The following is a 12,714-nucleotide window of genomic DNA, read 5'->3' on the forward strand; positions in this document are numbered from 1 at the left end:
ACGCAGTCAGGGGTGTCAGACGCGGATGACCTGGGGCCCCTGCAACGCATAGCGGTGAGCCTCGGACGCGGGCAGTTGCGTACTGGTCACGATCGCCTCCAGTGAGGAGACCGGCGCGAACCGGCAGAAGCTGACCGCCCCGAACTTGGTGTGCACACCCGCGAACACCGTGCGCCGGGAGGCCCGCACGGCCTGCGCCTTGACCTCGCTGACCGCGGGGTCGGGCGTGGTCAGGCCGTGCTCGCGCGAGATGCCGTTGGCGCCGATGAACGCCAGGTCGATCACGAACCCGGCGAGCATCTTCGTCGTCCAGTGGTCGACCGTGGCCAGCGTGCCGGACCGCACCCGGCCACCGAGCAGCAGCACCGTCGTGTTCTCCGCCTCGGCGAGCGCTCCCGCCGTGGCCAGCGACGCGGTGACCACGGTGAGCGGCCGGTCCCGCGGCAGGGCCTCGGCGATGAGCTGGGGCGTGAACCCCTCGTCGACGAAGACGGTCTCCGCGTCCCCGAGCAGCTCGGCCGCCGCGGCGGCGATCCGGCGTTTCTCCGGGACGTGCATGGTGGTCCGGAAGGCGAGCGTCGTCTCGAACCCGGCGCTCTCCACGGGATAGGCGCCGCCGTGCGTGCGCCGCACCAGGCCGTGGTCCTCCAGGGCCCGCAGGTCGCGCCGCACGGTCTCCTTCGCGACGCCGAGTTCGGCCGCGAGCACGGTGACGTCGACGGAGCCGCTGCGGCGCGCGGCGCGCACGATCTCCCGCTGGCGTTCCTCCGCGCTCATGCTGTGCACCTCTCTGTGCGGTCCTGGCTGTGCGTCCCGGGCCGTGGGGCCTGCCCGGTGTCCGGTGCCGCCGCCCGTTCGGGCCCGTGCGGTGACTCTGGGAAATTTGTACAGCGGGCCCGCGGCCGTGACCAGGTTCGTTACCCGTCCGATGCTGCCCGACTGTGCCCGTTCGCACCGGCGCCTGCCCGTCGCGGACCTGGGGCGGTGCGCGCAAGCGGGCACGGAGATGCCCGTTCGGGGCGCCGCGGCCGCCCGTTCGCTGCCCGCCTGCCGCGTTCGCTTTGCGTCAAGGAGTGCCGAGAAGGCGTCAACAGCGCGTCATGGACGGGGCCGGGGTGTGGTCGGGCGGGCATAACGTCACTGCCGAAGCGCTGATGCGTCAGCACGCTTCCGTCAGCACTCTTCAGTCACCACCCAGGAGCAGCCGTGAACGACCGCATCGAAGCCGAGGACGCCGAGCCCTGCGAACCCACCCCGGCCGGACCCCTGTTCGTCCCCGTCCGGCCGGGACCCGGGACCTGCGCGACCCGCCTCTTCCGCACCGCGCGCGGTGGCCGCACCGCCGTCGGCTTCACCAGCGAGCGCCTCCTCGTGGACGTGCTCGGCCCCGGCCAGCCGTGGATCAGGCTCGCCGAACCCGCCCTGCGGGCCCTCACGGGACCGGTGGGCGTCACCGAGCTCACCGTCGACCCGCGCCCGGCGGCGGCGTCCGCCGGCCACCGCGGCTGAAGGGGGCCGTCGACATGGCCGTCACGACCGTAGCCACCGCCGTCCCGGCGCAGTCGCCCGACGATCTCTCCGTCTGGCCCGCCACCACCGTGCGGGGACCGCACGGCGACCCGACCGTCTCCGGGGTCGAACTTCCCGACGTGGCAGAGCAGTTCGGCACTCCCGTCTATGTGCTCGACGAGACGGACGTGCGGGAACGCTGCCGCGCCTACCGCAGCGCCTTCCCCGGCGCCGACGTCCTCTACGCGGCCAAGGCGTTCCTGTGCCGCGCGATGGTCCACTGGGTCCACGAGGAGGGCCTCGGGCTCGACGTGTGCTCGGCCGGGGAGCTGGAACTCGCCGTCATCGCCGGCCTGCCGCCCGAGCGGATCGTCTTCCACGGCAACGCCAAGAGCCCCGAAGACCTGCGCGCGGCCCTGCGGCACGGCGTGGGGCGGATCGTCGTCGACTCGACCTCCGAGATAGCCCGCCTCGCGGCGTACGTCCCCCGGGGTACCCGGCAGCGTGTCATGGCGCGCGTCGTGCCAGGTGTCGCCGCCGGCGGGCACGCCGCCATCCGCACCGGCACGGACGACCAGAAGTTCGGCCTGTCCATCGCCGACGGCTCCGCGATGCACGCCGTGACACGCCTCGTCGAGCAGCCGGGGCTCGAACTGACGGGGCTGCACTGCCACATCGGCTCGCAGATCGACACCGTGAAGCCGTACGTCGTCGCCGTACGGCACCTCGTCGGCCTGATGGCCCGAATCCGCGACCGGCACGGGATCACGCTGCCCGAGCTCGACATCGGCGGCGGCCACGCGGTCGCCCACCGGCCCGGCGAGCACCCGCTCGACGTGCCGGAGCTGGCCCGCCGCGTGCGCCGCGAACTCGCCGACGCCTGCGCCCAGTCGGACCTGCCCGTGCCGCGCCTCGCCGTCGAGCCGGGCCGCGCCGTCGTCGCCCGCGCGGGAGTGGTCCTGTACCGGGTGCTCGCCGTGAAGCGCACCGGCGCCCGCGTCTTCGTCGCCGTCGACGGAGGCATGAGCGACAACCCGCGGCCCGCGCTCTACGGCGTCCGCTACGCGCCCCGTCTCGTCGGCAGGCGCTCCACGGCGGCCACGCGCCCCGTCACGGTCGTCGGGCGGCACTGCGAGGCGGGCGACGTCCTCGCCTCGGACGTACCGCTGCCGGACGACGTACGGCCCGGCGACCTCCTCGCCGTGCCCGTGGCGGGCGCCTATCACCTGTCGATGGCGTCCGGCTACAACCTGGTGGGACGGCCGCCCGTCGTCGCCGTGGCGGACGGACGGGCCAGGCTCCTGGTGCGCCGCGAGTCGGCGGAGGACCTCAGGAGCCGCGACATAGGGCTCTGAACCGCGGCCTCAGTAAGGCCAGATGGGCGGGTTCGTCACGAAGTGCCCGCCCATCCGCGTGTGATCGGGGTTCTCCGGGTCCAGTTCGCCGAACTCGGCGAGCAGCTTCTCGGCGAACTGCTCCGAGTCGTCCTGCGGTTCGTAACCGAGCGCCCGCGCGGAGGACAGGTCCCACCACACGCGCGTGTTGTCGGACGAGCCGTAGACGACGGTGTGCCCGACGCCCTCGGCCCTGATCGCGGCGTCGAAGAGCCTCGCGCCGTCGCCCGGGCTCAGCCACACGGACATCATCCGTACGTTCGTCGGCTCCATGAAGCACGAGCCGATGCGCACGGACACGGTCTCCTGGCCGAACTTGTCCCAGTAGAACTGCGCGAGGTCCTCGCCGAACGACTTCGACAGGCCGTAGTAGGTGTCGGGGCGGCGGAGCGTGTCGACGGGCACGCGGGGGTCGCCGTCCGCGGGGCGGGGTGTATAGCCGATCGCGTGGTTCGACGAGGCGAACACGATGCGGCGCACGCCTTCCTCGCGCGCGGCCTCGTAGAGGTTGTAGAGCCCTTCGATGTTCGCCTTGAGGATCTTGTCGAAGGTGGACTCCAGGGAGATGCCCGCGAGATGGACGATCGCGTCGACGCCGCGCACGGCCTCGCGCAGGGCGTCCCGGTCGGCGAGGTCGGCCGTGATCGCGTCCGGCTCGCCCTCGATCGGCCGGGCGTCGAGGGGGCGCAGCTCGTAGCCGTAGGCCGGAAGCAGTCCGCGCATCAGGGTGCCGAGGCCGCCGGCGGCTCCGGTGAGCAGGACGGTGCGGGGAGCGGGCATGCGGGAGTCTCCTCGAATAGTCAGCCAGATGGCCGCATTCATGCACGGCATTCACATCCGTGGACACGCTAAAGATTGCCGCCGGGCGGAGTCAAGTCTCCCGTGAAGGCTCGAAATCCGCTGCCGGGATGCGAGTTAGCGTGCTTGACCCACGCCCTGGGGGCGGATTAGCGTGAGCGTGTTCAGAAATATAGACGCAAATCAGAACCGTGCACGCCAAGGGAGAGCCCGTGACGTCAGCCCCTCTCGCCGCTCGACTCAGCATCCCCAGCGGGCCGCTGTTCTTCCCGGTCACCGCCTTCGGGCCCGACGGCACCCTCGACCTCGACACCTTCCGCACCCATGTGCGCCAGGGCGTCGAGGCCGGCGCCGCCGCGGTCTTCGCGTGCTGCGGCACGGGCGAGTTCCACGCCCTGACCCCCGAGGAGTTCCAGGCGTGCGTGGCCGCGGCCGTCGAGGAGACCGCGGGGCGGGTGCCGGTCGTCGCGGGCGCCGGGTACGGCACGGCCCTCGCCGTGCGCTACGCGCGTCTCGCCGAGGAAGCAGGAGCCGACGGGCTCCTCGCGATGCCGCCCTATCTCGTGGTCGCCGGCCAGGAAGGTCTGCTGCGCCACTACTCGGAGCTGGCCGACGCGACCTCCCTGGAGGTCATCGTCTACCAGCGCGACAACGCGGTGTTCACGCCCGCGACCGTCGTCGCGCTCGCCCGGCACCCCAAGATCCTCGGCCTCAAGGACGGCCTCGGCGACCTCGACCTCCTCCAGCGCACCATCAGCGCCGTACGCGCCGAGGGACTCACCGACTTCCTCTACTTCAACGGCCTGCCCACCGCCGAACTCACCGGACTCGCCTACCGCGGCATCGGCGTCGGTCTCTACTCGTCCGCCGTGTTCTGCTTCGCGCCCGACATCGCCCTCGCCTTCCACACGGCCCTGCGCACCGGCGACGACGCCACCGCCAACCGCCTCCTCGACGGCTTCTACCGGCCACTCGTCGAACTCCGCAACGAGGGCCGCGGCTACGCCGTCTCCCTCGTCAAGGCCGGCGTCCGGCTCACCGGCCTCGACGTCGGCGAGGTCCGCCCGCCCCTGCACGAGCCCGCCGACGAGCACGTCAAGCGGCTCGCCGGCATCGTCGAGCGCGGCCGCGCGCTCCTGGCGGAGACGGGGGGCCGGGCGTGAGGGCATCCGCCTTCGTCTACCCCTGGGACGTCAACGGCGACCCCGAAGCCGCCGGCCGCATCGCCGGCCTCGGCGTCCAGCAGGTCACCCTGGCCTCTGCCTACCACTCCACCCGCGCCCTGACGCCCCGTCACCCGAGCCACCGCGTCGTCACGGCCGAACACGCCGCGGTCCTCTACCCGCCCGGCGACCGCTGGCGGGGCCGGGACCTGCGGCCGTACGAGGCGGGGGACTGGGCCCCCGGAGACGCCTTCGGGCAGGCCGCCGAGGCACTCGCCGACGCCGGGCTCGACGTCCACACCTGGGTCGTCCTCGCCCACAACTCCCGCCTGGGCGCGGAACGTCCGGACACCTCCGTCGTCAACGCCTACGGCGACCGCTACCCGTGGGCCCCCTGCATCGCACAGCCCGCCACGCGCGCGTACCTCGTCGACCTGGCGGCGGAGGCGGCCGTGCGGCCCGGCGCGCAGGGCACCGAACTCGAATCCCTCGGCTGGTACGGGCTCGCGCATCTGCACGCCCACGACAAGACGGCGGGCGTCGGTCTGGGGGAAGCGGGCCAGTACCTGATGTCGCTCTGCTTCTGCCCGTCGTGCCGCGACGGATACGGCCGACAGGGGCTGGACGCCGACGAGCTGGCGGCCGACGTCCGGCGCGCCCTCGAACCCCTGTGGCGCGGCTACGGCACTGCGGACGCCGGCTGGGCGGCAGTGGAGAAGCTGCTCGGGGCGCGCGCGGCGGCGGGCACGCGCGCGTGGCGCGACGGCGTCGCCCGTGGCCTCCAGGAGGACGCCGTCGCCGCGGTCCGTGCGCAGGCCCCGGACGGTTTCCGGATCCTGCTGCACGCCGATCCGGAGTCGTACCACTGCGGCGCGAACGCGGGCGTGGACCCGGCGCACATCCTCGCGGTCGCGGACGGCGTGGTCGTCCCGTGCACGGGTGGCGCGGAGCTGGCAGCCCCCTTCGCCGCTCAGGGCAGGGGAGTGGTGGCGGCCAACCTCACCGTGGTCGCCGGGATGGGGGGCAGCCCCCGCACGCTCGCCGCCGACGCCCGGCGCGCCGCCGGACTCGGCGCCACCGAACTGCGGCTCTATCACGCGGGCTTGGCGTCGGACAGCGACCTGGAACTGATCGCGGAGGCCCTGTCGGACCTCGCCTGAAAGCGGTTACCATCCGCGCACCACAATCGACGCTTCCTACGGAGGGGACACGAGGTGCGCGTGCGTAACCAGGGGCGGGGTCAGGGTCGCGGACAGGTTCGGAGCCGAGGGGCAGCGCTGCTGTGTGCGGGGGTGATGGCGGGCGCGGCGGTGCTCGGCGGGACGGTGCCCGCGGCGGCGGCGCAGGGAGACGTGGCCGGTGCCGTCGTCCAACAGGAGGACATTCAGGCGCAGTTGGCGGCCATCCCGGGCATGTCGGTCGTCTCGGTGACCGACAAGGAGGGCTACCCCTTCTACACGCTCACGTACGCGCAGCCGGTGGACCACAGCAACCCCGGGGCCGGCACGTTCACGCAGCGCCTCACGCTCTGGCACAAGGCGGCCGCCAAGCCCACCGTCTTCTACACCGGCGGCTACACCCTCTCCTCCAGCACCCGAGAGATCACCAAGCTGCTCGACGCCAACCAGGTCTCCATCGAGCACCGCTACTTCGCCGAGTCCCGCCCCAAGGGCGCGGCGGGCGACGACTGGTCCAAGCTCACGGTCTGGCAGGAGTCCAGCGACGAGCACCGCGTCACGCAGGCCCTGCGCGCCGTCGAGAAGGGCAAGTGGCTCGGCACGGGCGGCAGCAAGGGCGGCATGACCGCCACGTTCCACGAGCGCTTCTACCCGAAGGACCTCGACGCCGTCGTCGCGTTCGTCGCCCCGAACGACGCCGACAACAAAGACGACAGTGGCTACGAGAACTTCTTCAGGACGGTCGGCACGCCCGAGTGCCGGGCCGCCCTGAACGCCGTACAGCGGGAGATGCTGGTGCGCCGCGACGCCCTCATCCCCAAGTTCGAGGCCGACGCGGCGGCGGCCGGTGACACGTTCGAGGAGACCCTCGGAACCACCGACAGAGCCTATGAGTTCGCCGTGCTCGACCAGGTGTGGAACTTCTGGCAGAGCGGCACGATCGACGACTGCCCGACCGTGCCCGACGCCAAGAAGGCCACCGACGACGAGCTCTACGCCTGGTCGAAGGGGCACGGCTTCAGCGTCTACCAGGACGAGACCCTCGGCACGAACGGCACCGGGCCCTACTACCGGCAGGCCGCCACCCAACTCGGCTGGGCCGACCTCAAGTTCAAGCACCTCAAGGACGTCCGCCACTACCCGGACATCTACCAGCCCAACTCGGTTCTGCCCGCCGCGATGCGCGGCACGTACGACGGCTCCGCGATCTCCGGCGTCGACAAGTGGGTCAGGACGCGGGGCGAGCGGATGATGTTCGTGTACGGGCAGAACGACCCGTGGAGCGCCGAGAAGTTCACTCCGAGCAGGCACGACTCGTACCGCTACGTCGTGCCAGGCTCCAACCACGGCGCGTCCATCGCCAAGCTGCCCGCGGACGAGCAGGGCGAGGCCGTCGCCACCGTCAAGCGCTGGGCCGGCGTGCAGTAGCGCACGCGACCGCGAGTCCGGCCGCGCCGAGCAGCGGCAGCAGGACGCGGTGGTCCACGACCGCGATGAGGCCCGCGCCCATCGCGAGGGCCACCGCGTTCGGCGCGAACATCAGCGTGTGCGCGGTCGCCACGGCGCGGCCGACGAGCGCGTGCGGGGTCTCGCGCTGGACCGCGGTGAGCGCCGCGATCAGCACGCAGGGCAGGCCCATGCCGATCGCGGCGCTGCACCCGAGCGCCACCGCGTCGTACGGCAGCGCACGCAGGCCCGCGCCCACCGCGAACAGGGCGATGCCCGCCGCCGCGAACCGGCGCTCGCCGAGCCGCCGCAGCAGCCCACCCGCGGCGAGCCCGGCCACGACCGAACCGGCGCCCTGCACGGCGTACAGGACGCCCGCGTACGAGGGGGAGCGGCCGAGGCCACCGTCGACGACCGCGTAGAGCGCGGCGCCGTTCAGGCCCGCCAGGAGCATGGTGGCCGCGGCGGCAAGGACGAGGGGGCGCAGCCGCTCCTGCCGCCACAGCGCGCGCACGCCCTCCGCGGAGCGGAACCACACCCCCGCGGCCCGGCGGTCAGGCACGGACTCCCGGACCCGGAGCCGCGCGTACAGCCCGGCCGCGGCGGCAAGGAGGAGGGGGCGCAGCCGCTCCTGCCGCCACAGCGCGCGCACGCCCTCCGCGGAGCGGAACCACACCCCCGCGGCCCGGCGGTCAGGCACGGACTCCCGGACCCGGAGCCGCGCGTACAGCCCGGCCGCGGCGGCAAGGACGAGGGGGCGCAGCCGCTCCTGCCGCCACAGCGCGCGCACGCCCTCCGCGGTGCGGAACCACACCCCCGCGGCCCGGCGGTCAGGCACGGACTCCCGGATCCGGAGCCGCGCGTACAGCCCGGCCGCGGCGGCGAAGGTCGCGGCGTCGAGCAGGGCCACGCCCGCGCCCCCGTACACCGCGAAGAGGCCCGCCCCCGCGAGCGGCGCGACCAGTTTCATGCCCTCGTCGGCCGTCGTCCGCAGCCCGTTGAAGTCACCGAGCGACTGCCTGCCGACGACGGCCGGTACAAGGGCGGCCTCGGCCGCGTCGGTGACGACGCCGCACGCCCCGTACGCCACGAGGACCGCGAACAGGATCCACAGGCTCCCGGCGGAGTCGACGGCCATCAGCGACAGGAGCAGCAGCCCGAGGCCCAGATTCACGGCGACGAGGAGCGGCCGTCGCCGGGTGCGGTCGGCGACCGTGCCGAGCAGGGGCCCGGCGAGCGCGGGCGCCCACAGCGCGAACGCGCACAGCGCGGCGAGGCTGTCCGAGCCGGTCAGATCCTTCACCCAGATCCCGGCGGCCAGCCACATGGCGGAGGTCCCGAACCCGGAGACGACGATGGCGGCCAGGAGAAGCCGGAAGCCGCCCCGTGTGGCGGTAGAAGTGGACGTCATGCCAGGTCATCGCGGCCCTAAGGCCCCCGGCGCGGGATCGGGAGGATGCCGTAGGCAGGCACGGCGATGAATTCCGGGCGGTGCCGGGGTCTACAGGTGAGTACGCAACGCGAGCCCTGACCACGAGTGGACCAAGGAGCCGACATGACCGACACGACCGACCGGACGGCGCAGCAGATGGTGGACTTCGGCCCGCAGACGCGGATCGTGGCGCGCCTCGCGGACGGCGTGGGCGAGGACCAGCTGGACCTGGCGACCCCGTGCCCGGAGTACGCGGTGCACAACCTGCTGGGGCACATCCTCGGCCTGACCGTCGCCTTCGGCGACGCGGGACGCAAGAACCTGGGGCCGACGACGGACACGAGCCCCACGACGTCGCTGCCCGACATCAGCGACGGCTGGCGTGAGGCGCTGGCCAAGGCGCTCGACGAACTCGCGGAGGTCTGGCGCGACCCGGCGGCCTGGCAGGGGATGACCCGGGCGGGCGGGGTCGACCTGCCCGGAGCGGTGGCCGCGACGGTCGCCCTGGACGAACTCGTCGTGCACAGCTGGGACCTGGCGAGGGCCACGGGTCAGGAGTACGCCCCCGACGAGGCCGCGCTGCAAGCCGCCCACGCCTTCCTGCTCCAGTCCGCCGAGGGCCCACGCCCCGACATCTTCGGCCCGGTGGTCCGGGTGGAGGACTCCGCGACCCTGCTCGACCGGTCGGTGGGCCTGAGCGGCCGGGACCCGGGCTGGAAGCCGGATGCCTGAGGTCAGTTGAGATGCCACAGGGCGTACGAGGCGGCCAGCAGGACGAGCCCGGCGAACGCCGTGCAGGCACCCAGGAAGCGGAGATATCCGGTTGTGGCGAAGATGGTGGGCGACCCGTCGAGCCGGCCCATCGCCGCCCAGGTGTCCGCGTTCTTCCGCCGGATGCGCTCGGACCGCCGGGTGGTGATCCCCCGCACGTCGAACGCCCAATTCACGCCGCACCACAGGGCGACGAGCCCTCCGAGGACGAAGACGGCAAGAAGCACGGGCGAGGGCGCGTGGACCCCGGAGGCGAAGGTGAGGGCTGAGGTCATTGCCTTTTCCATCGATGATTACTGACGGCCGACGTCGACGGTCTCGCATCGAAAGGCGGCGCCGACAGGGAAAAGAATCTTACGAGTCGGCATGCCGGCCCGGAAAACGCAGGGGCCGAGCGCGGCCGTCGTGTACGCGGCGAGCTCGGCGAGGAGAGACCTGCCCGGGTCCCTGCCCCGGGGCCGGTGGTCCGTCGGCGTGGGGGCGTGGTCCTACGTGATGACCCCGCCGTCGGAGCCGGTCTGCTCGGCCGGGCAGGTGTCGTCCCAGGCGAGGGCTGTGCGGTCTCCGTGCTGTCGGCGCAGAGGCGGTGCTTCGGTATCCGGTGTGCCGCCAGGGAGGTCCCCGTCGAGCGTGGATCAGATATCGATCGGGCAAAGGTCTCGCGCTCACCCGTGTGACGCGCGTAGAAAGCCTGTCATGCATAAGACCTCACGCATCGCCGCCGCCGTCGCCGGCTCCTGTGTTCTCGCGGGTGCCGCCCTGTACGGGACCGGGGTTGCCACCGCCGGGCAGGCCTCGCAGCACACCACCGCCGAGCCCACGAACATCGGGCAGCTCGTCAAGGAGATCGACTCCTACTACGGCACCGCCCTCGACGCGGACGGTGTCTACCAGGCGTCCCCGTCCAGCCAGTACGCCCAGGACCTCGGCCGGATCGAGGCGGGTGCGAAGAAGCAGATCGCCAAGGCTGCCGCCGGGCACCACCACAAGGGCGACAGGCCCGCCGTCGTCTTCGACATCGACGACACCCTTCTCCTCAGCCTCGACTACGAGAAGAAGACCAACTACGTCTACAACGACGCCACGTGGAAGGAGTACGTCGCCAAGGCGAACCGGCCCGCCGTGTTCGGTACGCCCGACCTCATCGCGTACGCGCAGAAGAAGGGCGTCGAGGTCTTCTACAACTCCGGGCTGGGTGAGGCGCAGCGTGCGTCGGCCGTCGAGAACCTCAAGAAGGTCGGCATCGACGTCAACCTCGACGCCGCCCACATGTTCCTCAAGGACAAGGCCAACCCGCCCGCCTACCTGAGCGGTTGCGCCACCGCGAGCGCCTGGAACTGCACCACCGTGCAGTACAAGTCCGGCACCCGCAAGCACATCGAGTCCCTCGGCTACGACGTCGTCGCCAACTTCGGCGACCAGTACTCGGACCTCGAGGGCGGCCACGCCGACCGGACCTACAAGTTCCCGAACCCGACGTACTTCGTCGAGTGAGCGCATCCGCCCGCACCCGCATTCCGTAACACTGCGAAAACCTGAAACGGGCTCCTCGGGGGAACAATCCAGCCACCACTTGGCACGGCTGACCCGAGGAGCCCGTCATGCTCGCCCCGTTGGACCGTTACTTCCGCATCACCGCGCGTGGATCCACGTACTCCCGCGAAGTGCGCGGCGGATTCGCCACGTTCTTCACCATGGCCTACATCCTCGTCCTGAACCCGATCATCCTGGGCAGCGCGAAGGACAAGTTCGGGCACCAGCTCGACGGGGCCGAACTCGTCACCGCCACCGCCCTCGTGGCCGCCGTGATGACGGTCATCATGGGCGTCGGCGGCAATCTGCCGCTCGCCCTCGCCGCGGGCCTCGGCCTCAACGCCGTCGTCGCCTTCCAGATCGCCCCGCTGATGAGCTGGCCGGACGCGATGGGACTCATCGTCCTGGAGGGCCTGCTGATCTGCGTCCTCGTCGTCACCGGGCTGCGCGAGGCCGTCATGCGCGCGATACCCCAGCCGCTGAAACAGGCCATCAGCGTCGGCATCGGACTGTTCATCGCCTTCATCGGCTTCGTCGACGCCGGGTTCGTGACCAGGATCCCGGACGTCGCGCAGTCCACCGTGCCGGTGCAGCTCGGCGGCACGGGCACCCTGTCCGGCTGGCCCGTCCTCGTCTTCTGTCTCGGCGTGCTGCTGACCATCGGCCTGCTCGCGCGCAAGGTGAAGGGGGCCATCCTCATCAGCATCGTCGTGATGACGGTGATGGCCGTCATCATCAACTCCGTCGCCGAAGTGAAGAGTTGGGGCCTGACCACGCCCGAGATCCCGGACGACGTGTTCGCCGCACCCGACTTCGGGCTGCTCGGCGACTTCAGCCTCTTCGGCGCGTTCGGCAGAACCGGCGCGCTCACCGTGATCCTGCTCGTCTTCACCCTCATCCTGTCGGACTTCTTCGACACGATGGGCACGGTGGTGGGTATCACCGCCGAAGCCGGGCTGCTGGACGAGACGGGTCAAGTTCCCCATCTGGGACGGGTGCTGCTCATCGACGGTGCCGCCGCCGTCGCGGGCGGCGCGGCCTCCGCCTCCTCCTCGACCACCTACATCGAGTCCGCGGCCGGTGTCGGCGAGGGCGCGCGCACCGGATTCGCCAACCTCGTCACGGGCGGCCTCTTCGCGCTCGCCCTGTTCCTCTCCCCGCTCCTGACCATCGTGCCGCTCCAGGCGGCCGCCCCCGCCCTCGTCGCGGTCGGCTTCCTCATGATGACGCAGGTCAAGTACATCGACTGGGACCGTTACGACATCGCGGTGCCGGCGTTCCTGACCATCGCCGTGATGCCGTTCACGTACTCGATCACGAACGGTATCGGCGTCGGCTTCCTCGCGTACGTCGTCATCAAGACCGTCGTCGGCAAGGCGCGTGAGGTGCACTGGCTGCTCTGGGGCGCCTCAGCCCTCTTCCTCGTGTACTTCGCGATCGACCCCCTGGAGCAACTGCTCGGCGTCAGGTAGGGACCGTCCGGTGATCTA

General features: G+C 71.8%; 12 protein-coding genes. 8 read left to right on the plus strand and 4 right to left on the minus strand.

Going from position 1 to position 12,714, the window contains the following annotated elements; all coding sequences use genetic code 11:
• Positions 1-15: 15 nt before the first annotated feature.
• Positions 16-777, minus strand: coding sequence for a DeoR/GlpR family DNA-binding transcription regulator (locus OHO83_RS33190; RefSeq protein WP_330280153.1), 762 nt, complete (start codon positions 775-777; stop codon positions 16-18).
• Between the two features lie 429 nt (positions 778-1,206).
• Here OHO83_RS33190 and OHO83_RS33195 point away from each other — a divergent pair, with 429 nt between their 5' ends.
• Together OHO83_RS33195 and lysA are read left to right on the plus strand one after the other, a co-directional pair.
• Complete coding sequence (locus OHO83_RS33195; protein ID WP_266669181.1) at positions 1,207-1,509, plus strand: SAV_915 family protein; 303 nt, start codon at positions 1,207-1,209, stop codon at positions 1,507-1,509.
• Between the two features lie 14 nt (positions 1,510-1,523).
• A complete protein-coding gene (gene lysA / locus OHO83_RS33200; RefSeq protein ID WP_330280154.1) occupies positions 1,524-2,864 on the plus strand; it encodes a diaminopimelate decarboxylase in 1,341 nt (446 codons plus the stop codon).
• Positions 2,865-2,873: 9 nt separating this feature from the next.
• Here lysA and OHO83_RS33205 read toward each other — a convergent pair whose 3' ends face one another.
• On the minus strand, positions 2,874-3,683 hold the full coding sequence (locus tag OHO83_RS33205) for an NAD-dependent epimerase/dehydratase family protein (protein ID WP_330280155.1): 810 nt from the start codon (positions 3,681-3,683) through the stop codon (positions 2,874-2,876).
• Between the two features lie 230 nt (positions 3,684-3,913).
• On the opposite strand from OHO83_RS33205, the gene OHO83_RS33210 reads away from it, so the two are divergent.
• The 3 genes from OHO83_RS33210 to OHO83_RS33220 all read left to right on the plus strand — a co-directional run bounded on the left by OHO83_RS33210 (position 3,914) and on the right by OHO83_RS33220 (position 7,470).
• Positions 3,914-4,864: a 5-dehydro-4-deoxyglucarate dehydratase gene (locus tag OHO83_RS33210; protein WP_330280156.1), complete on the plus strand. Its 951-nt coding sequence runs from the start codon at positions 3,914-3,916 to the stop codon at positions 4,862-4,864.
• Positions 4,861-6,024, plus strand: coding sequence for a hypothetical protein (locus OHO83_RS33215; RefSeq protein WP_329435738.1), 1,164 nt, complete (start codon positions 4,861-4,863; stop codon positions 6,022-6,024). The genes OHO83_RS33210 and OHO83_RS33215 overlap by 4 nt, the downstream gene beginning before the upstream one ends.
• 135 nt (positions 6,025-6,159) lie before the next feature.
• Positions 6,160-7,470, plus strand: a complete 1,311-nt coding sequence (locus OHO83_RS33220; protein WP_330280157.1) for a S28 family serine protease — start codon at positions 6,160-6,162, stop codon at positions 7,468-7,470.
• Here the strand turns inward: OHO83_RS33220 and OHO83_RS33225 are convergent.
• The gene (locus OHO83_RS33225; protein ID WP_330280158.1) at positions 7,445-8,899 is read right to left on the minus strand and encodes an MFS transporter; all 1,455 of its coding nucleotides are present in this window, start codon (positions 8,897-8,899) and stop codon (positions 7,445-7,447) included. The two genes, OHO83_RS33220 and OHO83_RS33225, sit on opposite strands and share 26 nt — an antisense overlap.
• A gap of 144 nt (positions 8,900-9,043) precedes the next feature.
• On the opposite strand from OHO83_RS33225, the gene OHO83_RS33230 reads away from it, so the two are divergent.
• Positions 9,044-9,652: a TIGR03086 family metal-binding protein gene (locus OHO83_RS33230; RefSeq protein WP_330280159.1), complete on the plus strand. Its 609-nt coding sequence runs from the start codon at positions 9,044-9,046 to the stop codon at positions 9,650-9,652.
• Between the two features lie 2 nt (positions 9,653-9,654).
• Here the strand turns inward: OHO83_RS33230 and OHO83_RS33235 are convergent, their stop codons facing one another.
• A complete protein-coding gene (locus tag OHO83_RS33235; protein ID WP_329435742.1) occupies positions 9,655-9,966 on the minus strand; it encodes a hypothetical protein in 312 nt (103 codons plus the stop codon).
• A 421-nt stretch (positions 9,967-10,387) separates the two neighbouring features.
• Between OHO83_RS33235 and OHO83_RS33240 the strand changes: the two genes are divergently transcribed.
• Together OHO83_RS33240 and OHO83_RS33245 are read left to right on the plus strand one after the other, a co-directional pair.
• Positions 10,388-11,185 carry an HAD family acid phosphatase gene (locus tag OHO83_RS33240; RefSeq protein ID WP_266669163.1) on the plus strand — a complete coding sequence of 266 codons (798 nt, stop codon included), beginning with the start codon at positions 10,388-10,390 and terminating at the stop codon, positions 11,183-11,185.
• Positions 11,186-11,292: 107 nt separating this feature from the next.
• A complete protein-coding gene (locus tag OHO83_RS33245; protein ID WP_330280160.1) occupies positions 11,293-12,696 on the plus strand; it encodes an NCS2 family permease in 1,404 nt (467 codons plus the stop codon).
• Positions 12,697-12,714 lie beyond the last annotated feature (18 nt).

This window comes from Streptomyces sp. NBC_00569 (assembly GCF_036345255.1).
Taxonomy (GTDB): domain Bacteria; phylum Actinomycetota; class Actinomycetes; order Streptomycetales; family Streptomycetaceae; genus Streptomyces.

Bases quoted from the DNA above. Each gene is read 5' to 3' on its own strand.
- OHO83_RS33190 (WP_330280153.1), bottom strand. From the start codon at position 777: ATGAGCGCGGAGGAACGCCAGCGGGAGATCGTGCGCGCCGCGCGCCGC.
- lysA (WP_330280154.1), top strand. From the start codon at position 1,524: ATGGCCGTCACGACCGTAGCCACCGCCGTCCCGGCGCAGTCGCCCGAC.
- OHO83_RS33205 (WP_330280155.1), bottom strand. From the start codon at position 3,683: ATGCCCGCTCCCCGCACCGTCCTGCTCACCGGAGCCGCCGGCGGCCTC.
- OHO83_RS33220 (WP_330280157.1), top strand. From the start codon at position 6,160: ATGGCGGGCGCGGCGGTGCTCGGCGGGACGGTGCCCGCGGCGGCGGCG.
- OHO83_RS33225 (WP_330280158.1), bottom strand. From the start codon at position 8,899: ATGACGTCCACTTCTACCGCCACACGGGGCGGCTTCCGGCTTCTCCTG.
- OHO83_RS33230 (WP_330280159.1), top strand. From the start codon at position 9,044: ATGACCGACACGACCGACCGGACGGCGCAGCAGATGGTGGACTTCGGC.
- OHO83_RS33235 (WP_329435742.1), bottom strand. From the start codon at position 9,966: ATGACCTCAGCCCTCACCTTCGCCTCCGGGGTCCACGCGCCCTCGCCC.
- OHO83_RS33240 (WP_266669163.1), top strand. From the start codon at position 10,388: ATGCATAAGACCTCACGCATCGCCGCCGCCGTCGCCGGCTCCTGTGTT.
- OHO83_RS33245 (WP_330280160.1), top strand. From the start codon at position 11,293: ATGCTCGCCCCGTTGGACCGTTACTTCCGCATCACCGCGCGTGGATCC.